We start from the raw sequence: 19150 nt of genomic DNA on the forward strand, positions 1-19150 counted from the left end.
GTAGAGCCACCCCGGTCGGGATGAATGTGGCTTTGTTGCACTCTGCCCTGAGTGACTGGAATCCGCATTGATCCCAAATGAGGGCGGGCGGACGGGCGACGGCAGCTCAGGCGATAGCGGGCGGTTGTTCCGGCGGAGGTCCTGCGGTTCGTCCACGGAAGAGTTCGGTCGGCAGGGTTTCGGCGGCGACGATGCCCGAGTGCGAGGACGAGAGCACCAGTTTCCCGGCTCGACGGCCTTTTTCCTCGGCGTCCTGGCGCACGGTGGTCAGGTTCTCCCGGATGGCGTCGGAGATGCCGTCGAATCCGGTCACCGAGAGTTGGCTCGGCACATCGATTCCGGAGACCCTCGCGAAGCTGAGTGCACCGAGCGCGATGACGTCGGTGGTGCAGAGCAGCGCAGTGGTTTCGCGATTGGCTTGCAGTGCTTGGGCCGCGGCGGAATGGCCGGAGCGAACGGTGTGGTCGAAGCGTTCGACGACGGTGAGGGTGTCGGGGTCGAGTCCGGCGTCGATCATCGCGGCCTGCACTCCGGCGATCCGTTCGCGTTGGACGTGGAAGTGACTGTCCGCCAGCCGCCCCGGGGGTACGACGCCATCGCGGCGGTCGCGTCCCAGCCGCATGCACAGCACGGCAAGATGCTCGTGCCCGAGCGAGATGAGATGCGCGGCAAGCATCTTCATGGCAACACGGTCGTCGATGGCGACAAGGGCCGCCTCGGGGATGTTGCGGGGCTGGTCGCACACCACGATCGGGAGGTGGCGTTCGCGCACTGCGGCCAGGTAGGGGTCGTCGTCGGCGACGGAGTAGACGACGAATCCGTCGACTCCAGCCTGTTGCACCACGGCAGCGGCCTGAACGTCGTCGCGTTCGGCACCAGCGGGAATCAACAGCAGACCTTGCCCTGCGGCCTCGCACGATTCCGCGAGGCCTGCGAGGAAGCTCATGGCGGCCGGGTCACGGAAGGAGTAGCTCAGAGCCTCGGTCAGGAGCAGCCCGATGGCTCCGGCCTTGCGGGTACGCAGTGATCGGGCGACCGGGTCGGGGCCAGCGTAGCCGCGCCGTTTGGCCGCCTGCAGTACGCGTTCGCGCAGTTCGGGAGAGAGCTGATCCGGTCGGTTGTAGGCGTTCGAGACAGTGGTGCGCGATACCTTCAGCTCGGCAGCAATCGACGCCAACGTCGCTTGACGTCGCGGTTCGCTCGACCTGACCATTACCGGGACGTTAGTCCCACAACGCACTCCGGAGAAATTCGAGGTCGCCTTCGTCCGATTCGATCGAGAGCCCCGACGAGCGCTAGAGTACAACGGTAACGGTTTCCATTAGCGTCAAGCATTGCCCATCAGGAGTACATCGATGTCGTCCATCCATCGCGCGTCCCGGACCAAGCTCATGGCTGCACTGGGCCTGAGCTGCGCCGCAGCCCTCACATTGAGCGCATGCAGCTCCAGCGATCCCGCGAGCACCGAGTCCGCCCCCGCCACCCCCGTCGACGGGCCGATCACGATCGTCGCGTCCACCAACGTCTGGGGAAGCGTCGCCGAGGCGGTTGCCGGTGACCTCGCGACAGTGACGTCGATCATCTCCGATCCCTCAGCGGACCCGCATTCCTACGAGGCGAGCCCGGCCGACGCTGCCTCCGTCTCCGAGGCATCGCTCGTCGTCTACAACGGCGGTGGCTACGACCAGTTCATCGAGGACATCCTCGGCTCCGAGGCCAAGGATGTGCCGTCGGTCGACGCCTTCACCCTGCTCGACGAAAGCCACGATCACGACTCCGAGCCCACCTCCGATGCGGCGACCGAGCCCGCGACGGAGGACGGCCACTCGCACGGCGAGGTCAACGAACACGTCTGGTACAACGCCGAGGTGGCAGCGCACGCCGCCGAGGAGATCGCCGACAAGCTCGGTCAGCTCGACCCCGACAACGCCGCGCAGTACACCGCCAACGCCGAGACATTTCACGAGCAGGTCCACGCCATCACCGACGTGACCTCGAAGATCGCGGCCGATTTCCCGAACGCGCCGGTGGCACAGACCGAGCCGATCGCGCACTACCTCATCGAGGAGTCCGAGCTCGACGATCGCACCCCCGAGGACTTCAAGGACGCCATCGAGGAAGGCAACGATCCGTCGCCCGCCTCCATCGCCGCGACGCGAGATCTGTTCACGTCCAAGTCCGTTCGCGCGTTGGTCTACAACATCCAGACCGAGGACGCCGCCACCCAGGACATTCGCTCCACCAGCGAGGCCGCGGGCATCCCCGTCGTCGAGGTCACCGAAACGCTGCCCGCTGGCATGACGTACATCGAGTGGCAGACCAAGGCTGCGACGGATCTGCAGGCCGCCCTCACCACCGCCTCCTGACCCGAACCGGCGTGATGGAAAGCTGTAGTACATGCCTGCTGTAGAACTGCGCGATGCCGGACTGGCGTTCGGCGAGCGCACGCTGTGGCAGAACCTGGACCTGACGGTCGAAAAGGGCGAATTCGTCGCCGTTCTCGGCCCCAACGGGTCGGGTAAGACCTCGCTGCTCAAGGTGTTGCTCGGCCAGAATCAGCTCACGTCCGGCACGGCCGCGATCGACGGTGATCCCGTCCATCGCGGCCAGTCGGGAGTCGGCTACGTCCCCCAGCAACGCAACATCGACGACGATCTGCCGCTGCGCGGACGCGATCTCGTCGGCCTGGGCTGGGACGGCCACAAATGGGGCATGGGATTGCGCGGCATGCGGCAGCGCAAGGAAACGGTGCAGCGAGCGATCGATCAGGTCGACGCCAACTCCTTCGCGGGTGCCCCCGTCGGCTCGATGTCCGGCGGTGAGCAGCAGCGACTGCGCATTGCCCAGGCACTCGTCGGGGACCCCTCGGTCCTGCTGTGCGACGAGCCTCTGCTCAGCCTCGACCTCGCCAACCAATCACTGGTCTCAGGCCTCATCGATCGCCGACGGCGTGAGCACGAGACAGCCGTTCTGTTCGTCACTCACGAGATCAACCCGATCCTCCCGCTCGTCGACCGCATCGTCTACATCGTCGACGGCCGGTTCCGCATCGGAACTCCCGAGCAGGTCATGACCACCGAGGTGTTGTCGGAGCTTTACGGCACCGAGGTCGAGGTGCTGAAGGTCCGCGGCCGACTCGTAGTCGTCGGCACCGGCGACTCCATCGATGCGCTCGGCTCGGCAGGCGCTCACCACCCACCTGTGCCGCACGACAGAGAAGACAAGGCATGAACGAGAAGGTTCTCGACGCATTCTCGAAGATGCTCGACTTCGACACCACCGCCAACCTGCTGACCTATGACTTCGTGCAGCAGGCGCTGATCGCGGCCGCGATTCTCGGGCTGCTCGCGGGCGCTCTCGGGCCGTTGATCGTCAGCCGTCAGTGGGCTTTCGCGGTGCACGGATCCAGTGAACTCTCGCTCACCGGTGCATCCGCTGCCCTGCTCGTCGGCATCACCGTCGGTCTCGGTGCCATCGTCGGTTCCGTCGTCGCGGCGGTGATGTTCGCGCTGCTCGGCAACAAAGCCCGCGACCGCGACTCGGTCATCGGCGTCATCATGTCGTTCGGGCTCGGCCTGTCGGTGCTGTTCATCTGGCTCTACCCGGGCCGAACCGGCACCAGCTTCTCGCTGCTCATCGGCCAGATCGTCGGCGTCGGGCAGAGCGGAATACAGCTGCTGCTGGTGTGCGCTGTGTTGGTGTTGATCGTGCTCGCGGTGGTCTACCGGCCGCTGCTGTTCGCCAGTACCGATCCCGAGGTGGCACTGGCCCGCGGCGTCCCCGTCCGTGCACTCTCGGTCGTGTTCGCCGTTCTCGTCGGCGTGGCATGTGCACTGGGCGTTCAGATCGTCGGTGCCCTGCTGGTGCTCTCGCTGCTCATCACTCCCGCCGCGGCTGCCGCGCGGGTCACGGCCAGTCCGCTCAAGGCAACGCTGCTGTCCATCCTGTTCGCCGAGATCGCCGCTGTCGGTGGCATCTTGCTCTCCCTCGCTCCCGGACTTCCCGTCTCGACGTTCGTCACGACCATCTCGTTCGTCATCTACCTCCTCTGCCGCGCTGTGGGGGCGACGCGCAAGGCCAATTCCGGACGGCTCGTCGCCGCCTAGAATGTCGAGGGTGACGGCCATCGATCTCAACGCCGATCTAGGCGAAAGTTACGGCGCGTGGACTCTCGGCGACGACGACGCCATGCTCGCCGTGGTCTCGCGCGCCAACGTCGCGTGCGGCTTTCACGCCGGTGATCCCACCACCCTTTTGCGTACGTGCCGTTCGGCAGCTCGAGCAGCCGTGCGGATCGGAGCGCAGGTGGGCTACCACGACCTCGCCGGGTTCGGCCGACGCTTTCTCGACGTCTCCCCCGCCGACCTCACCGCCGACGTGATCTACCAGATGGGCGCACTCGATGCGCTCGCCCAGGTAGCCGGATCGGCGATCGCCTACGTGAAACCGCATGGGGCGCTGTACAACGCGATCGTGCACCACCGCGAGCAGGCCCGGGCCGTGGTCGACGCCGTCACCTCGTACGACGCGACCCTGCCGGTGCTCGGGCTCCCCGGTTCGGTTTTCCTCGAGGAGGCCGAACGAGCCGGACTACGCACCGTCGCAGAGGCTTTCGCAGACCGCGCCTACACCCCGCAGGGAACGCTGGTCTCGCGCTCGGAACCCGGTGCCGTGCTGTCGGATCCCCATGCGGTGGCACAGCGAGTGCTGACCATGGTCACCGACGGCACCGTCGTGGCCGTGGACGGCTCGCGCATCGACGTTCGGGCCGACTCGATTTGCTTGCACGGCGACTTCCCCGGCGCAGCCGCAATGGCCAACGCTGTCTCGGAGTTGCTGCGCGCCAACCACATCGACGTCACTGCCTTCGTCTGATGCGCATCCTACCGGCCGGCGAAAATGCAACACTCGTCGAATTCGACGGGCTGGACGAGACGATGGCGTACTACCGTGCGCTGGCTCTGGCCCCACCGGCTGCCGTTGTCGACCTCGTTCCCGCCGCGCGCACCGTGCTGGTGATGTTCGACGGGGCACGGCAGCCGATTCTCGACTGGATCTGGGCAGTGACACCCTCCGTCTCGACGGATGAAGACCGGTACGACACCGTGACCATCTCGGTGATCTACGACGGGGAAGACCTCGACGAGGTGGCCAGTCTGACCGGCCTGACCACCACGGAAGTCGTTGCGGCTCATCTCGATCAGACGTGGACTGTCGCCTTCGGCGGTTTCGCCCCCGGTTTCGGCTACCTCGTCGGCACCGACACCCGACTGCACGTCCCGCGGCGTACGTCGCCGCGCACCAGCGTCTCGTCCGGTTCGGTGGGACTGGCGGGCGAGTTCTCGGGCATCTACCCACGATCCTCCCCAGGCGGTTGGCAGCTCATCGGGCGCACGGACGCACAATTGTGGAACCTCGACCACGATCCACCCCCACTGCTGCGCCCCGGCACCACCGTCCGATTCGAGCGGGCATGAGAGCCCTGACCGTGCTGCAGACGGGGCCGCTGTGCACGGTGCAGGATCGCGGCCGCCCGGGGCACCCGTCGATCGGAGTCGGCCGCTCCGGTGCCGCAGACCTCCTCTCGCACGATGCCGCAAACCGCCTGGTGGGCAACAACTCCGACGCTGCCACATTGGAAGTGACCTTCGGTGGACTCGAGCTACGCGCCGGGTTCGACGGTCTCGTCGCAGTCACCGGTGCGCACGCGACCTGCCGGATCGACGGCACGGAGCAGGGACTGAATTCGACACTGGTGATGCGAGCCGGGCAGGAACTGGAACTATCCGCGCCGACATGGGGTCTGCGCAGCTACCTCGCCGTACGGGGCGGGATCGACGTTCCGGAAGTCCTCGGCAGTCGCTCGACAGACACGATGTCGGGGATCGGCCCGGCCGCTCTCTCCCCCGGCACCGTCCTGCCTGTCGGCAACGGCAAGGCATGCTGGCCCGCTGCAGATTTCGCACCAGCGCCAGCACAACCCGACGCACTGTGTGTCAGCTTCGGGCCACGCGAGCACTGGTTCAGCGAGCATGCTCGATCCATTTTGCTGGAGCAGCCGTGGACAGTCACGCAGGATTCGGATCGCGTCGGAATCAGGCTGGACGGTGCCGAACCCTTGGGCCGCGCAATCGACGACGAATTGTCCAGCGAGGGAATGGTTCTCGGTTCGTTGCAGGTTCCACCGTCCGGACAGCCGGTGCTGTTTCTCGCCGACCACCCCGTGACCGGCGGCTATCCAGTGATCGCCGTCGTCACCGCGGCAGATGTGTCCGCCGCGGCGCGGCTGACCCCAGGAACGCAGATACAGTTCCGCGCTCTCGGTTGATCCCGGCCGCACACAACTGCGCTTCAGCCTCGGCGCTGACGCGCGATGTCGGCCAGCACGACGCCTGCCGCGACAGATGCGTTGAGCGATTCCACCGGCCCCGCCATCGGGATCGACAGGATGTGGTCGCAGGTCTCGCTGACCAGACGCGACAGGCCCTTGCCCTCGGATCCGACGACGATGACAACCGGGCCCTTACCGTCGAAGGTGTCGAGTTCGGTGTCGCCGCCGGCATCGAGGCCGACGACCGTGACGCCCTTGGACTGCCAATCCTTGAGGGTGCGAGTCAGATTGACCGCGCGCGCGATGGGCAGCCGAGCAGCAGCGCCGGCACTGGTTCGCCACGCCACTGCGGACACGCTCGCACTGCGCCGCTGCGGGATCACGACGCCGTGGCCACCGAACGCCGCCACGGATCGCACAACTGCGCCCAGGTTGCGCGGGTCGGTGATGTTGTCGAGCGCCACGAGCAGCGCCGGCTCCTGGTGCGTGCGCGCGTTCGAGATCAGATCGTCGGGGTGCGCGTAGCGGTACGGCGGTACCTGCAGCGCGAGGCCCTGGTGCAATCCGTTGGCGCTGAGCTTGTCCAGGTCGGAGCGAGGCACCTCGAGGATGGAGATGCGCGCATCGCCTGCGCGCTGCACTGCTTCCTTGAGTCGATCGTCGCTGTCGGTACCGACGGCAACCCACAGTGCGGTGGCGGGAACGCCTGCACGCAAGCACTCGACGACCGGGTTGCGACCGAGTACCACCTCGGGGCCGTCCTCGGCCTTACGTCCCGCCGGTCGTCCACCCGCGCGGCCACCGGTGTTGGCACCGCGGTTCGTTGCGGACTTCTCGGCGAGCTTGGCCCGGCGCGCCGCGGGATGCTTGGTGCGCTCGGAGGCGGGAGGCGTTGCGCCACGACCCTCTAGGCCTTTACGACGCTTGCCTCCGGAACCGGCGACCTGCCCCTTCTTGGTGCCGTCCTTGCGGATTGCGCCGCGCCTACTCGAATTGCCTGCCATCACAAACCTGCTTCGTCGGTCTTGCTCGTACCCAACGACCATTCGGGCCCGTTGGGTGTATCTGTCACGTCGACTCCGGCCTTGGCCAGTCTTGTCCGTATGTCGTCTGCGGCGGCCCAGTCCTTGGTCGCCTTCGCCGTTGCCCGACGCTCCAGCTCGGCCTGGACCAGGACGCCGAGGGCACCCAGAGCGGCTGCGTCGGAACCACTGTCGCCCAGCCAGTGCGGATCGAGTGGGTCGACGCCGAGTATGTCCAGCATCGCCCGCACACTGCCCGCGTGCTCCACCGCTGCCGGTAGGTCACCGGACTCGAGTGCGGTGTTGCCGAGGGTGACGGTGGCGTGAATCTCGGCCAACGCCTTGGGAACTCCGAGGTCGTCGTCGAGAGCAGCGGCAAATCCTGTGGTCCACTTGCCCATCGGTACCTCACCGGCGCGTTCGACGGCTCGCCGGACGAACCCCTCGATGCCCCGATACGTCACGGCCGCGGTCTCGAGCGCGGTGTCGGAGTACTCGAGCATCGACCGGTAGTGTGCGCCACCGAGGTAGAACCGAAGCTCTTGCGGCCGAACCTTTTTGAGCACATTGGGTACCGAGAGAACGTTACCGAGGGACTTCGACATCTTCTCGCCGCCCATCGTCACCCACCCGTTGTGCAGCCAGTACCGCGAGAAGCCGTCGCCGGCCGCCATCGACTGCGCCCGCTCGTTCTCGTGATGCGGGAACACCAGATCGAGCCCGCCGCAGTGGATGTCGAAATCCGCGCCGAGGTAGGTCTCTGCCATCGCCGAGCATTCGAGGTGCCAACCGGGGCGACCCGGGCCCCACGGCGTCGGCCACGACGGCTCACCGGGCTTGGCACCCTTCCACAGCGTGAAATCGCGGGGATCACGCTTACCCTCGGCAACACTCTCGCCCTGGTGTACATCGTCGAGCTTGTGCCCGGACAGCGCGCCGTACCCCGGGAAGCTCTGCACGTCGAAGTAGACGTCGCCGCACTCGTCGGCGTAGGCGTGGCCGCGTTCGATCAAACGCTCGATCATCTGGACCATCTGCGTGATGTGTCCGGTGGCGCGTGGCTCCGCGGACGGTGGCAGCACTCCGAGCCGGTCGTATGCCCACGTGAAAGATCGCTCGTAGGTCGCGGCCCACTCCCACCACGGACGGCCTGCGTCGCGTGCCTTGTTGAGGATCTTGTCGTCGATGTCGGTGACGTTGCGGACGAAGGCGACGTCGTAATCGTGCGCCAGCAACCACCGCCGCAACACGTCGAACGCGACGCCGCTGCGCACATGACCGATGTGGGGTTCACCCTGCACCGTAGCCCCACACAGGTACACCGATGCATGGCCAGGGACCAAGGGGGTGAATTCCCGCAGGGCCCTCGTCTCGGTGTCGTGTAGGTGAAGGGTCACGACCAGCAATGCTACCGGTGGTTTTACCCCGTCATGACAAGTGCGGTCGCGATGGCCGCAATTCCTTCACCGCGACCGGTCAGACCGAGCCCGTCGGTGGTGGTCGCAGACACCGATACCGGCGCACCGAGCACGCGCGAGAGGACCTCCTGCGCCTCGATGCGACGCGGTCCGATTTTGGGCCGATTGCCGATGATCTGCACCGCGGCATTGCCGATAGCGAATCCGTCGGCGTCGAGCAGCCGCTTGACCTCGGTCAACATGGCAGCTCCACTGACCCCGTCCCACTCCGGACGGCCGGTTCCGAACACCGACCCCAGATCGCCGAGGCCTGCTGCGGACAGCAGCGCGTCGCACAGAGCGTGGGAGGCGACGTCACCATCGGAATGTCCCTCTAGTCCGTCCGCGTCCTCGAACAGCAATCCGGCCAGCCAACAGGGTCGGCCGGGAGCGATCGGATGGACGTCCGTGCCGATGCCGACTCTCATAGCTCGCCTCTCACAGCAGGGCCTGTGCCAGTAGTAGATCGTGTGGCGTGGTGATCTTGAATGCGAGGGCGTCGCCGAGGATGGTGTGTACCGTTTCGCCGATGCGCTCGACCAAACCCGCGTCGTCGGTGGAGACGTCGGTGGTCGCGTCGTACGCACGGCGCAGGACGTCGGCGTCGAAGCCCTGCGGTGTCTGTACCGCGCGCAGACTCGCGCGATCGGGTGTGCCGACCACAGCGCCCATGAGGTCGACGGACTTGATGGTGTCGACGACCGGAAGAACCGGAATGACGGCGGAGCGGCCGGCGCGCACCTCGGCCACGACGCGGGCGATCAGCGTCGGTGGAGTGAGGGCACGCGCGGCGTCGTGGACCAGCACTATGGACGCGTCACCGACAGCAGCGAGACCGGCTCGTACAGAATCGGTGCGCTCGTCGCCACCCGCTACGACAAGTACATCGGCACCGACGTGATTGCGAGCCGCGTCGAGCAAATCCGCGGGAACGATGACAACGATGCGATCGACGGCACCCGAGGCCCGCAACCCGTCCACGGACCGCGTCAGAAGAGAGTCGGTACCCAGACAGACGAATGCCTTCGGCTCGTCGTGTCCGAGCCGAAGGCCTTTGCCTGCAGCGGGTACCAGCGCGACTACGTCGCCGGCAGTACCGTTCACTCTGGAAAGCTGTTCACACTAAGAAGCTGTAGCGAGAACTTCGTCGAGCATGGTGTCTGCCCTGGCCTGGTCGGTTCCTTCGGCCAGTGCCAACTCGCCGACCAAAATCTGACGTGCCTTGGCGAGCATGCGCTTCTCGCCTGCCGACAGTCCACGATCCTGTTCGCGTCGCCAGAGATCGCGGACGACCTCGGCCACCTTGTTCACGTCACCGGAGGCCAGCTTCTCCAGGTTCGCCTTGTAACGGCGCGACCAGTTGGTGGGCTCTTCGGTGTGCGGTGCGCGCAGCACCTGGAAGACTTTGTCGAGGCCTTCTTGGCCGACGACGTCGCGAACGCCTACGTACTCCGCGTTGTCCGCGGGGACTCGAACGGTGAGGTCGCCTTGCGCGACCTTGAGAACCAGATACTCTCTCGGTTCACCCTTGATGGTGCGTGTCTCTATCGCTTCGATCAGCGCCGCTCCGTGATGGGGGTAAACGACGGTGTCTCCGACCTTGAAAATCATGTGACAAGTGCCCCTTTCGATTTATCCAGAATACCACGCCTCATATCAACGGTGCAGGTCAGGGGCATAGCGATGCCGAATCAGGGGTTGACACAGAAGGATCGACGTGTATCCGGGGCCACATTTTCACGTGGACAGTTCTGCAAGTTCTTCTTCTGACAGGCACCCCCACCTGGCGTCATCGGGCCGCTGGCAGACCCCACGAGCGGTCGGTGCACGAGAACTACTACTCTGCCTAATGGACGAGATGGACCGAGCCGGCCCGGCACCACATGGAGGACGACCGAAGTGACTGCAATCGACGCTGCGACACCGCTTGGCCGCCATCGCAGAGTGGCCACCACTCTCGCCCTTCTCGCAGGTGGCGCACTCGCCCTCACGGCGTGCGGCGCAGGCCAGATCTCCCAGACCGCCACCCAGGTCGCCGCAGTCAACGGCAACTCCGCCGACGTGGGCGACATCCAGCTGCGCAACGTGCACGTGGTGTACCCCAATTCGCAGGAGTACAGCATCGAGCCCGGCGGCACCGTCGAGCTCGGCTTCACGGCCATCAACTCGAACCCGGCCGTCGCCGACGAACTGACCGGCATCTCGTCACCCGAGGCACAGATCACCATCGTCGACGAAGCGGAACCGGGCAGCACCGAGATCGCTGCCTCGACCGCCCTGGGTGCAGGTGCGCCCGCTGATACTCAGCTCGACGATCCGCTGGTGCCGATCCAGTTGATCAAGGTCGAGATGGCCGACATCAGCGAGAACGTCCGTCCGGGCCTGACGCTGCCGGTGACGTTCGAGTTCGCGAACGCAGGCGAGGTCGTCGTCAACGTCCCGGTCGATGCCGGTCACGAGCTCGAGCGCTCCGAAGAGGCAGTGTCCGAGCACAGCGGCGAATAACGACTGGGGCGGTCGAGGTCGCCCAAGATTGTCGGTACCGATCGTTAGGCTTCCGACGTGGTCAAACTGAAGTCGAGCTACCGCTGCTCTGCATGTAATCACTCGGTCTCGAAATGGGTCGGGCGCTGTCCCGAATGTGGTAACTGGGGATCGATGGACGAGGTCCAGGCCACCGCCGCGCCCCTGACCACGCGTGCAGGCGCGTCGACACTGCGGTCCGGCGGCGGGGCGATGATCCCGACCACGCCCGCAGCTGCTCTGACGACCATCAGCAGTGCCACCTCGCAGGCCAACACCACCGGGATCGACGAGTTCGACCGCGTACTGGGCGGCGGATTGGTGCCCGGTTCGGTCGTACTGCTCGCGGGTGAACCAGGTGTCGGCAAGTCGACCCTGCTGCTCGAGGTGGTGCATCGGTGGGCCCGCTCGGCACCGGATCGTCGCGCGCTCTACGTCACGGGTGAGGAATCAGCCGGCCAGGTTCGGTTGCGCGCGGACCGCACCGGCGCGGTACACGAGCGAGTATTCCTCGCCGCGGAGTCCGATCTGGCCACGGTGTTCGGCCACGTCGAACAGGTCAAGCCGAGCCTGCTGATCGTCGATTCGGTACAGACGATGCTCGCCGCCGACGTCGACGGCGTCATCGGCGGAGTCACGCAGGTTCGAGCCATCACCAGCGCCCTGACCACCCTGGCCAAGACCACCGGAGTGGCGGTGCTGCTCGTCGGACATGTCACCAAGGACGGCGCGGTGGCAGGTCCTCGGTCGCTCGAGCATCTGGTCGACGTGGTCCTCAACTTCGAGGGGGACAAGCACTCCACGCTGCGGATGATCCGGGGCGTCAAGAATCGGTTCGGGGCCTCCGACGAAGTGGGGTGCTTCGAGTTACGAGAGACCGGCATCGTCGGCATCAGCGATCCGTCCGGGTTGTTTCTGCATCATCGGAGCGACGCCGTCCCCGGGACGGCCGTCACGGTGACCATGGACGGCAAGCGGCCGCTGCTGGCGGAATTGCAAGCACTGATCGTCGACACCGCGATGCCGTCGCCTCGGCGTGCGGTCAGCGGACTCGATCACGCTCGAGTGGCGATGATCCTGGCCGTACTCGAACGCCGGTGCGGGGTCAGGGTCTCCAAGGCCGAGGTCTATGCCGCCACCGTCGGTGGCATGCGCACCAGCGAACCGTCCGCGGACCTCGCTCTCGCGGCGGCCGTGGCCTCGGCCGTGCGCGATCAACCCCTGCCTGCAGGAATGGTCATTCTGGGCGAAGTGGGCCTGGCCGGCGAGGTGCGGCGGGTGGCCGGGTTGGGCCGTCGACTCGCCGAAGCGGCACGACTGGGCTTCAACTACGCGATCGTCCCCGAGGACGCCGGACCCATACCCGACGGCATCAAGGTAAAGACGGTCACCAACGTCGGCGAGGCGTTGACCTACACGCGTATGCGCCCCGTATGACACCGGGCAGTACTCTTTGTTCGCACGAGAACATCGAACGCACGGGCAGAGGACGCCGCGCGCCGACATGACACGAGGGGGTTGGCCATGGAGGGCACCACGCCGTCCCCAGCGTTGCGCGAAACCATCGCTCGGCTCGCACCGGGCACCGCCCTGCGCGACGGCCTCGAGCGAATTCTGCGTGGCCGCACCGGGGGATTGATCGTCCTCGGCTACGACGAAGAGATCGAAGCGATCTGCGACGGCGGCTTCGAGCTCGATGTCGAGTTCGCACCGACCAGGCTTCGAGAACTGTCGAAAATGGATGGCGCAGTGGTGCTTTCGACCGACGGCAAGCGCATCGTTCGGTCCAACGTCCAGCTGGTCCCCGATCACAAGATCCCCACCGTCGAGTCCGGCACCCGACACCGTGCCGCCGAGCGAACCGCCATGCAAACCGGCTATCCCGTTGTCTCGGTGAGCCAGTCGATGAGCATCGTCAGCGTCTACGTCGACGGCATCAGACACGTCGTCGAAGGCTCGGCCACCATCCTCTCTCGCGCCAATCAGGCCGTCGCGACCCTCGAGCGTTACAAGGCTCGGCTCGACGAGAACACCCGTCAGCTCTCCGTCGTCGAGATCGAAGACTTCGTGACTCTCCGCGATGCCTTGACCGTCGCGCAGCGGCTCGAGATGGTGCGGCGAGTGTCGGTGGAGATCGAACAGAACGTCCTCGAACTCGGTACCGACGGCAGGCAGCTCGCCCTGCAGCTCGAAGAGTTGTTGGGCGACAACGACGTCGATCGTCAACTGATAGTGCGCGACTACCTGGCCGGCAACGAACCACCGAGCACCACCGGAGTCGAGAAAGCGCTCGCGGCCCTCGACAAGCTGACCGACGTCGATCTGCTGGATCTGACCACGCTCGCCCGCGCTTTCGGCTATCCCGCGACCATCGAGGCTCTCGACACCCCGATGAGTCCTCGCGGCTATCGGGTACTCACGCGCGTTCCGAGGTTGCAGTTCAGCCAGATTCATCGCCTCGTCGGCGCGTTCGGCACTTTGCAGGGGCTGCTCGCCGCCACTGCCGCCGACCTGCAATCGGTCGACGGCATCGGCGGATTGTGGGCTCGTCACATCAGGGAAGGCTTGTCCAGGCTGGCCGAGGCGTCGATCTCGGGGCCGTACGACTAGGACGGCTTCTTGGTCCCCGGGAGGAAACCGGCGTCGATCACGGCCTTCACATAGGGCCGTGCGCTCGTGATCAACTGATCCGCGTCCGGGACGTTCTTCCACACTGCCGATGCCATGGCGTCGGTGCGATCTTCGATGTGCTGATCGAGAGCGGTGCCGCTGTCGGTCAGTGTCTCACCCTCGGCCGAGGTGGTGAGCAGTCCGCGGGTGGCGAGTCGTTCTGCGGCTGAGTCCCATTCGCTTTCGGACCACTGCCTCGTCAGCTGCGTGATGCGCTTGCCGAGCGCTCGGCGGCCGGGCTGCGGGGTCGGGCGGACGGCCTCGTGGAACACTGCCGCTTCCGCCGGGTCGAGTTCTGCGTCGATCAACGCGGCGAGGTGGCCGTCGCCGCGCCACTCACGCAGGACGGTGATGGAATGCCAGAGGGCAAGGTGCGGCACGTCGGGTCGCTCGACGGAATGCCACGCTGCTGCGAGCGGCCGGCCGGCGAACGAGGCGGTGTCGCCGATATCGCCCAGACGGCCTGCCAACGTGGCGAGCGCCGGGTCGTCCGCCAAGGAGCCGAGAGCCGTTCCGAGAACGGAGTCGAGCAGAGTCCACCGACGGTCGGACACCGCATCCAGACCGACGGCCACAGCGGCGGGCCACGCATGCTCGATCAGCACCGGGTTGAAGTTGTAGAACGCAGCCGCAACAACACTCGGCGTGCACGGACCCATCGGGGCGGCCCGTGCACCGACGTACCAGGCATGACCGTCGAGTCCGGTGTCCTCGTAGGCCGTCCCCAACTCCGGATTGAAGTAGGCGGTGACGTGAAAAGGTTCGAACGTCTTGTAGGCGGCGCGGGCGAGGGCTGTCGAGGTGGTCATGAGATCCGACCGTACTCAGCCGGTGATGTTGAACGGCTCCGGCACACTCTTGAGCTCGCCGAGCTGCGCGATCGCCTGGTATGCACCGACACCCACCGGGATACGCTCTTCACCGCAACCGGGAACGGAGTTGGTACCCGACCACTTGACCGTGAATCCGGCTTGCTCGCCGGGCTTGAAGGTACGCAGATCGGACGCGGCGTTGGGGAAGCAGTCGACGTTGGACCAGATGCGCTGATTGTCGAGCGTGTAGACGAGCGCCTGCTGCAGACCGGCACCGACGTCGCGCTGGCATTCGGTGGAGCCGATGTTGGTGATGACCACGGTGAACACAGGCTCTTCACCCAAACGGTAGGTGGCCTTCTCCGGCGTCACCTTGATCGCGAGTGACTGGTCCGGGCACTGGTTGGCGATTACCGGAGCCGGTGCACCGCTGGTGGTCACTGCTGCGCCACCACCGGCGGCAGAGTCGGTGCCTCCACCCGATCCACCCGAGCCGCCGCCGGAGCCACCCGAGCCGCCGGAATCACCTTCGGTGGCGGACGAGCTGGGTGATGGCAGAGCCGAAGTCGATGCGGGTGCCGAAACAACTCCGGCCGGAGCGGCCTCGGTGTCGTCGGAACGGCCGCTGAGCGAAGCGATGAACCACACGATCAATCCGAGGACGACAACGGCCGCACCGATGGCGAGCGCGCGGCGTCGCCAATAGATTTCGGGAGGCAAAGGCCCGCTCGGTTCCAACACGAATCAACCGTATGCGGCCGGAGGCAACCTTTCCCTGAGCCCGCGCGGCGTGTCGCGCGAACGACTGGCTCGCACAGGCTTGGGCACGAGTCAGGCGGGCTGTTCGCCGATGTCGCCGATGACCTCGCGGAGCTGCGCGTGCCCCTTGGACAGCTGGTAGGTGAGGCCGACGATCGCGAGTTCCCCGGCTTCTACCTTGTCGGCGACGATGCGGGAGCGCTGCATCAGCAGATTGCCCGTCTCCTGGACGTGCCGTGCCTCGAACTCGTCGACCGCCTCGTAACCGTCACGTCGGGCCGAGAGCACGGACGGGGTGACGCGTTCGACGACGTCGCGGATGTAGCCACCGGGGACGTCTCCGCTTTCGAGGGCGTCGACGGTCGCCTGGACTGCACCGCAGTGATCGTGACCGAGCACCACGATCAACGGCGCGTTCAGCACCGCGACGCCGTACTCGATGGAACCGAGGACGGCGGAGTCCACCACGTGACCGGCGGTGCGAACGACGAACATGTCACCGAGGCCCTGATCGAAGATGATCTCGGCCGCAACGCGCGAGTCGGCGCAGCCGAACAGGATGGCACCGGGATGCTGAGCGCTCTCGAGGCGAGCACGGTCCTCGATGCCCTGCGACGGGTGCAGGACCTCTCCGGAGACGAACCGTTGGTTGCCTTCCTTGAGTGACTTCCAGGCAGCGATCGGATTCGAAGCAGGCATGGAATCCATTGTGCACGCGCCGCGGGCGCGGGGCGAGTTGGGTTCACTATTGTTGGTACCGATCACAGACACGAGAAGAAGGGCGCACAGTTGCCGATCGATGCCGAGGCTCTGCTCGGGTGGTTCGACACCGACGGGCGCGACCTGCCGTGGCGTCGTCCGGGCGTGAGCGCCTGGCAGATCCTGATGAGCGAGATCATGCTGCAGCAGACTCCGGTGGTGCGGGTGGCACCCATCTGGGAGCAGTGGGTGCAGCGGTGGCCGGTGCCCTCGGCGATGGCAGCGTCCTCGCAGGCCGAGGTACTGCGTGCGTGGGGCAAGTTGGGCTATCCGCGTCGAGCGCTGCGGTTGCACGAGTGCTCGCGAGCGCTCGCCGAGGAGTACGGCGACGAGGTGCCGAGCGACGTGGACACACTGCTGAGCCTGCCGGGCATCGGTGCCTACACAGCAAGAGCGGTCGCGTGCTTCGCCTACGGTCAGCGAGTTCCGGTGGTGGACACCAATGTTCGACGCGTTGTCGCGCGTGCGCAGCATGGCGGCGCCGAGCCCGGAAATCCCTCCACCACAAGGGATCTGGCCGATGTGGAGCAGCTGCTGCCGGTGAGCGTCCCGCGGGCGGCCCGATACTCGGCGGCATTGATGGAGCTCGGCGCGCTGATCTGTACCGCCAAGAATCCGGCGTGCCTGCTGTGCCCGTTGCCGGAATGTGCCTGGATCGAGGCGGGCAGACCCGCGCACACCGGGCCTGCGAAGAAGGTCCAGAAGTTCGCAGGCACCGACCGTCAGGTTCGCGGCAAACTCATGTCGGTGCTGCGCGAGAGCACCGGTCCTGTCGAACGAGCCCAGCTCGACATCGTCTGGCCCACCGACCCGACCCAACGCGACCGTGCTCTCGATTCGTTGCTCACCGACGGCTTGATCGAACAAACCGAATCGGGATTGTTCGCCCTCGCGGGCGAGGGTTCGGACGGTTAGGACGCCAGAAACTCGACCAGAGCCGCATTGACCGCATCGGGGCGTTCGAGGTAGCCGAAGTGGCCGGTGTCGGCTATTTCGACATAGCGCGCACCGGGTATCGCGGCGGCAACGTCACGGCACTGCTGCACCGGAATCATGCGGTCATCGGCAAATCCGATCACCAGAGATTTCGCCCTGATCGACCGGTACGCAGCCAATCGGTCTGTCCCGGAGCGCATTTCGAGTCCGATCTGCGCCCGCATGCCCGCCGTCTTCCGGCCACCCGAATATTCGAGAACTGCCAACCAATCGCCGATCGCACTGTCGTCGGCCAGGGTCTTCGGTGAAAAGTTCTGCATCGCAGTCATTGCCGCGCGGTACGACGCGGGAAGTTCGATTCCGGCGTCGTGGAGATCCTTCTCACCCTTCGACATCTGCACACGAAAGGTGGTGGCCTTACCGAAGGTGGCCATCATCACTGCATGCGACACCAGATCCGGCCGGGCCAAAGCCAATTCCTGGGTGACGCGGGCTCCCATCGAGGTGCCCACGACGCGCGCGGGGCCACCACCGAGGTGCTCGACGAGGGCAGCGGTGTCGGCCACCAGGTCGTCGAGCATCATCCCGCCCGCGCACTCCGAAGACGGTGCGATACCGCGATTGTCGAACGTCGCGACCCGAAACCCGCTCTTCACCAGGGCTGGAACCTGATGGGTTCGCCATACCCGCCCCGGGCTGCCGGTTCCCATCACCAGCACTACGAGCGGTCCGGCACCGGTGACGTCGTGGTTCAGATCGATTCCGTTGAGCTTCGCGAGAGGCATTCGGGTGACTCTAGTGTGCGCAGGAAGCCCTCGACTGCCATGCGATACCGCTCGGGTGCCTCGTCGTGAACCAGATGCGCTGCGTTCTCGATCCGTGAATACGTCGATTCGGGCTTGCGTACGTGCATCTGCCTCATCTGCCCGGCCGGTGTGATGGTGTGTTCGCCCTCGATCAGCAACACCGGAACGTCGACGGCATCCCACTCGTCCCAGAAATGACGCGTACCCCATTCCTGGGAGATCGCCTCGAAAGTGTCGACATCGCCGTGCAGTCGCCAGCCGTCGTCACTGTGCTCGAAGGAGTCCAGAAAGTATTGTCCTGCAACATCTCCGAAAAACGCACGCACTGCATCCGCATCGGGAAAAGGTTGCGGCCATGCCCGCATCATCGCGGCCCAATCGTCGGCGGTGCGGCCCCGGAAATCCGGCGCGATGTCTTCGATCACGAGGGCGGTCACCAGGTCGGGTCGCCGTGCTGCTGCACACCAGGCATGCAGCGCTCCCATCGAATGGCCTATGAGCACACTCGGGCCGAGCGACTGCAGATTTTCCAGAAGGTCCGCTACGAACGACTCGGTCGTGAGCTCGGACGGTGCCGGCCGCCGGTGCCCTGGTGCGTCGTAGGTATGCACGTGCCCGAATTCTCGGAGCCACGGAACCTGCCGACGCCAGGTGGCGGCACTGCCCATCAACCCGTGCAGCAGCAGTATCGAACGGCCGGATCCACCCTCGTCGTAGAGCATCACCGCCGAGCATAACGGCGGAGTAATCTCGCGAGCATGGCCATTGTGAAGATCAACGCGATCGACGTACCGGAGGGCGCAGGCCCCGAACTCGAGAAGCGCTTCGCTGCGCGCGCCGGAACGGTCGACGGCTCCCCCGGATTCCTCGGGTTCCAGTTGCTCCGGCCGGTCAAGGGCGAGTCGCGCTACTTCGTCGTCACCCAGTGGGAAGACGAGGAGTCGTTCCAGGCCTGGTCCGGTGGACCGTCTCGACAAGCACACGCCGGTTCCGGTGAGGGCAAACCGGTTTCGTCGGGAGCATCACTGCTCGAATTCGAGGTCGTGCTGGACGTGCCTGCGACATCGTGAGCAGC

The 19150-nt window shown here is 65.9% G+C and carries 22 protein-coding genes; 11 read left to right on the forward strand and 11 right to left on the reverse strand.

What is annotated here, in order from left to right; all coding sequences use genetic code 11:
* Window positions 1-106 precede the first annotated feature (106 nt).
* Window positions 107-1213: a LacI family DNA-binding transcriptional regulator gene (locus QM797_RS15830; protein WP_283276597.1), complete on the reverse strand. Its 1107-nt coding sequence runs from the start codon at window positions 1211-1213 to the stop codon at window positions 107-109.
* Window positions 1214-1355: 142 nt separating this feature from the next.
* On the opposite strand from QM797_RS15830, the gene QM797_RS15835 reads away from it, so the two are divergent.
* The 6 genes from QM797_RS15835 to QM797_RS15860 are packed head-to-tail and all read left to right on the forward strand — an operon-like array spanning window position 1356 to window position 6328.
* Window positions 1356-2366: a metal ABC transporter solute-binding protein, Zn/Mn family gene (locus QM797_RS15835; RefSeq protein WP_283276598.1), complete on the forward strand. Its 1011-nt coding sequence runs from the start codon at window positions 1356-1358 to the stop codon at window positions 2364-2366.
* Window positions 2367-2397: 31 nt separating this feature from the next.
* The gene (locus QM797_RS15840) at window positions 2398-3231 is read left to right on the forward strand and encodes a metal ABC transporter ATP-binding protein (protein ID WP_283276599.1); all 834 of its coding nucleotides are present in this window, start codon (window positions 2398-2400) and stop codon (window positions 3229-3231) included.
* Window positions 3228-4106: a metal ABC transporter permease gene (locus QM797_RS15845; RefSeq protein WP_032380152.1), complete on the forward strand. Its 879-nt coding sequence runs from the start codon at window positions 3228-3230 to the stop codon at window positions 4104-4106. Before QM797_RS15840 ends, QM797_RS15845 begins: the two co-directional genes overlap by 4 nt.
* 10 nt (window positions 4107-4116) lie before the next feature.
* Complete coding sequence (locus QM797_RS15850) at window positions 4117-4875, forward strand: LamB/YcsF family protein (protein WP_283276601.1); 759 nt, start codon at window positions 4117-4119, stop codon at window positions 4873-4875.
* Entirely contained in the window at window positions 4875-5477 is a 603-nt protein-coding gene (locus tag QM797_RS15855) for a 5-oxoprolinase subunit B family protein (RefSeq protein WP_283276602.1), read from the forward strand. The genes QM797_RS15850 and QM797_RS15855 overlap by 1 nt, the downstream gene beginning before the upstream one ends.
* Window positions 5474-6328, forward strand: a complete 855-nt coding sequence (locus QM797_RS15860; RefSeq protein WP_283276603.1) for a 5-oxoprolinase subunit C family protein — start codon at window positions 5474-5476, stop codon at window positions 6326-6328. Before QM797_RS15855 ends, QM797_RS15860 begins: the two co-directional genes overlap by 4 nt.
* Window positions 6329-6351: 23 nt before the next feature.
* Here QM797_RS15860 and rlmB read toward each other — a convergent pair whose 3' ends face one another.
* The 5 genes from rlmB to QM797_RS15885 are packed head-to-tail and all read right to left on the reverse strand — an operon-like array spanning window position 6352 to window position 10421.
* Window positions 6352-7335, reverse strand: a complete 984-nt coding sequence (gene rlmB / locus QM797_RS15865) for a 23S rRNA (guanosine(2251)-2'-O)-methyltransferase RlmB (protein ID WP_283276604.1) — start codon at window positions 7333-7335, stop codon at window positions 6352-6354.
* Complete coding sequence (gene cysS / locus QM797_RS15870; RefSeq protein ID WP_283276605.1) at window positions 7335-8750, reverse strand: cysteine--tRNA ligase; 1416 nt, start codon at window positions 8748-8750, stop codon at window positions 7335-7337. The genes rlmB and cysS overlap by 1 nt, the downstream gene beginning before the upstream one ends.
* Window positions 8751-8773: 23 nt before the next feature.
* Window positions 8774-9238, reverse strand: coding sequence for a 2-C-methyl-D-erythritol 2,4-cyclodiphosphate synthase (gene ispF / locus QM797_RS15875; RefSeq protein WP_283276607.1), 465 nt, complete (start codon window positions 9236-9238; stop codon window positions 8774-8776).
* Window positions 9239-9248: 10 nt separating this feature from the next.
* The gene (gene ispD, locus QM797_RS15880; protein WP_283276608.1) at window positions 9249-9914 is read right to left on the reverse strand and encodes a 2-C-methyl-D-erythritol 4-phosphate cytidylyltransferase; all 666 of its coding nucleotides are present in this window, start codon (window positions 9912-9914) and stop codon (window positions 9249-9251) included.
* Window positions 9915-9932: 18 nt separating this feature from the next.
* Window positions 9933-10421, reverse strand: coding sequence for a CarD family transcriptional regulator (locus QM797_RS15885; protein WP_283276609.1), 489 nt, complete (start codon window positions 10419-10421; stop codon window positions 9933-9935).
* A 288-nt stretch (window positions 10422-10709) separates the two neighbouring features.
* Between QM797_RS15885 and QM797_RS15890 the strand changes: the two genes are divergently transcribed.
* From QM797_RS15890 to disA, 3 genes are all read left to right on the forward strand, one after another.
* A complete protein-coding gene (locus QM797_RS15890) occupies window positions 10710-11315 on the forward strand; it encodes a copper chaperone PCu(A)C domain-containing protein (protein WP_283276610.1) in 606 nt (201 codons plus the stop codon).
* A gap of 57 nt (window positions 11316-11372) precedes the next feature.
* The gene (gene radA / locus QM797_RS15895) at window positions 11373-12770 is read left to right on the forward strand and encodes a DNA repair protein RadA (protein WP_283276611.1); all 1398 of its coding nucleotides are present in this window, start codon (window positions 11373-11375) and stop codon (window positions 12768-12770) included.
* 87 nt (window positions 12771-12857) lie between these two features.
* Complete coding sequence (disA, locus tag QM797_RS15900; protein WP_283276612.1) at window positions 12858-13943, forward strand: DNA integrity scanning diadenylate cyclase DisA; 1086 nt, start codon at window positions 12858-12860, stop codon at window positions 13941-13943.
* Here the strand turns inward: disA and QM797_RS15905 are convergent.
* The 3 genes from QM797_RS15905 to QM797_RS15915 form a co-directional block, all read right to left on the reverse strand.
* Window positions 13940-14812, reverse strand: a complete 873-nt coding sequence (locus tag QM797_RS15905) for an SCO6745 family protein (RefSeq protein WP_283276613.1) — start codon at window positions 14810-14812, stop codon at window positions 13940-13942. The genes disA and QM797_RS15905 overlap by 4 nt on opposite strands.
* 15 nt (window positions 14813-14827) lie before the next feature.
* A complete protein-coding gene (locus QM797_RS15910) occupies window positions 14828-15556 on the reverse strand; it encodes a hypothetical protein (protein ID WP_283276614.1) in 729 nt (242 codons plus the stop codon).
* Window positions 15557-15646: 90 nt separating this feature from the next.
* Window positions 15647-16273, reverse strand: coding sequence for a carbonic anhydrase (locus tag QM797_RS15915; RefSeq protein WP_283276615.1), 627 nt, complete (start codon window positions 16271-16273; stop codon window positions 15647-15649).
* A 90-nt stretch (window positions 16274-16363) separates the two neighbouring features.
* On the opposite strand from QM797_RS15915, the gene QM797_RS15920 reads away from it, so the two are divergent.
* On the forward strand, window positions 16364-17248 hold the full coding sequence (locus QM797_RS15920) for an HhH-GPD family protein (RefSeq protein WP_283276616.1): 885 nt from the start codon (window positions 16364-16366) through the stop codon (window positions 17246-17248).
* Here the strand turns inward: QM797_RS15920 and QM797_RS15925 are convergent.
* On the reverse strand, window positions 17245-18054 hold the full coding sequence (locus QM797_RS15925; protein ID WP_283276617.1) for an alpha/beta fold hydrolase: 810 nt from the start codon (window positions 18052-18054) through the stop codon (window positions 17245-17247). The genes QM797_RS15920 and QM797_RS15925 overlap by 4 nt on opposite strands.
* Window positions 18021-18797 carry an alpha/beta fold hydrolase gene (locus QM797_RS15930; RefSeq protein WP_283276618.1) on the reverse strand — a complete coding sequence of 259 codons (777 nt, stop codon included), beginning with the start codon at window positions 18795-18797 and terminating at the stop codon, window positions 18021-18023. Before QM797_RS15930 ends, QM797_RS15925 begins: the two co-directional genes overlap by 34 nt.
* A gap of 36 nt (window positions 18798-18833) precedes the next feature.
* Between QM797_RS15930 and QM797_RS15935 the strand changes: the two genes are divergently transcribed.
* Window positions 18834-19145 (forward strand): antibiotic biosynthesis monooxygenase family protein, encoded by a 312-nt coding sequence (locus QM797_RS15935; RefSeq protein ID WP_032380136.1) that lies wholly within the window; start codon window positions 18834-18836, stop codon window positions 19143-19145.
* The last annotated feature ends 5 nt before the right edge of the window (window positions 19146-19150 follow it).

Source organism: Rhodococcus sp. IEGM 1381 (assembly GCF_030056795.1).
GTDB lineage: Bacteria > Actinomycetota > Actinomycetes > Mycobacteriales > Mycobacteriaceae > Rhodococcoides.

Bases quoted from the DNA above. Each gene is read 5' to 3' on its own strand.
- QM797_RS15830 (WP_283276597.1), bottom strand. From the start codon at position 1,213: ATGGTCAGGTCGAGCGAACCGCGACGTCAAGCGACGTTGGCGTCGATT.
- QM797_RS15835 (WP_283276598.1), top strand. From the start codon at position 1,356: ATGTCGTCCATCCATCGCGCGTCCCGGACCAAGCTCATGGCTGCACTG.
- QM797_RS15840 (WP_283276599.1), top strand. From the start codon at position 2,398: ATGCCTGCTGTAGAACTGCGCGATGCCGGACTGGCGTTCGGCGAGCGC.
- QM797_RS15845 (WP_032380152.1), top strand. From the start codon at position 3,228: ATGAACGAGAAGGTTCTCGACGCATTCTCGAAGATGCTCGACTTCGAC.
- QM797_RS15855 (WP_283276602.1), top strand. From the start codon at position 4,875: ATGCGCATCCTACCGGCCGGCGAAAATGCAACACTCGTCGAATTCGAC.
- QM797_RS15860 (WP_283276603.1), top strand. From the start codon at position 5,474: ATGAGAGCCCTGACCGTGCTGCAGACGGGGCCGCTGTGCACGGTGCAG.
- rlmB (WP_283276604.1), bottom strand. From the start codon at position 7,335: ATGGCAGGCAATTCGAGTAGGCGCGGCGCAATCCGCAAGGACGGCACC.
- ispF (WP_283276607.1), bottom strand. From the start codon at position 9,238: ATGAGAGTCGGCATCGGCACGGACGTCCATCCGATCGCTCCCGGCCGA.
- QM797_RS15885 (WP_283276609.1), bottom strand. From the start codon at position 10,421: ATGATTTTCAAGGTCGGAGACACCGTCGTTTACCCCCATCACGGAGCG.
- disA (WP_283276612.1), top strand. From the start codon at position 12,858: ATGGAGGGCACCACGCCGTCCCCAGCGTTGCGCGAAACCATCGCTCGG.
- QM797_RS15905 (WP_283276613.1), bottom strand. From the start codon at position 14,812: ATGACCACCTCGACAGCCCTCGCCCGCGCCGCCTACAAGACGTTCGAA.
- QM797_RS15915 (WP_283276615.1), bottom strand. From the start codon at position 16,273: ATGCCTGCTTCGAATCCGATCGCTGCCTGGAAGTCACTCAAGGAAGGC.
- QM797_RS15925 (WP_283276617.1), bottom strand. From the start codon at position 18,054: ATGCCTCTCGCGAAGCTCAACGGAATCGATCTGAACCACGACGTCACC.
- QM797_RS15930 (WP_283276618.1), bottom strand. From the start codon at position 18,797: ATGCTCTACGACGAGGGTGGATCCGGCCGTTCGATACTGCTGCTGCAC.
- QM797_RS15935 (WP_032380136.1), top strand. From the start codon at position 18,834: ATGGCCATTGTGAAGATCAACGCGATCGACGTACCGGAGGGCGCAGGC.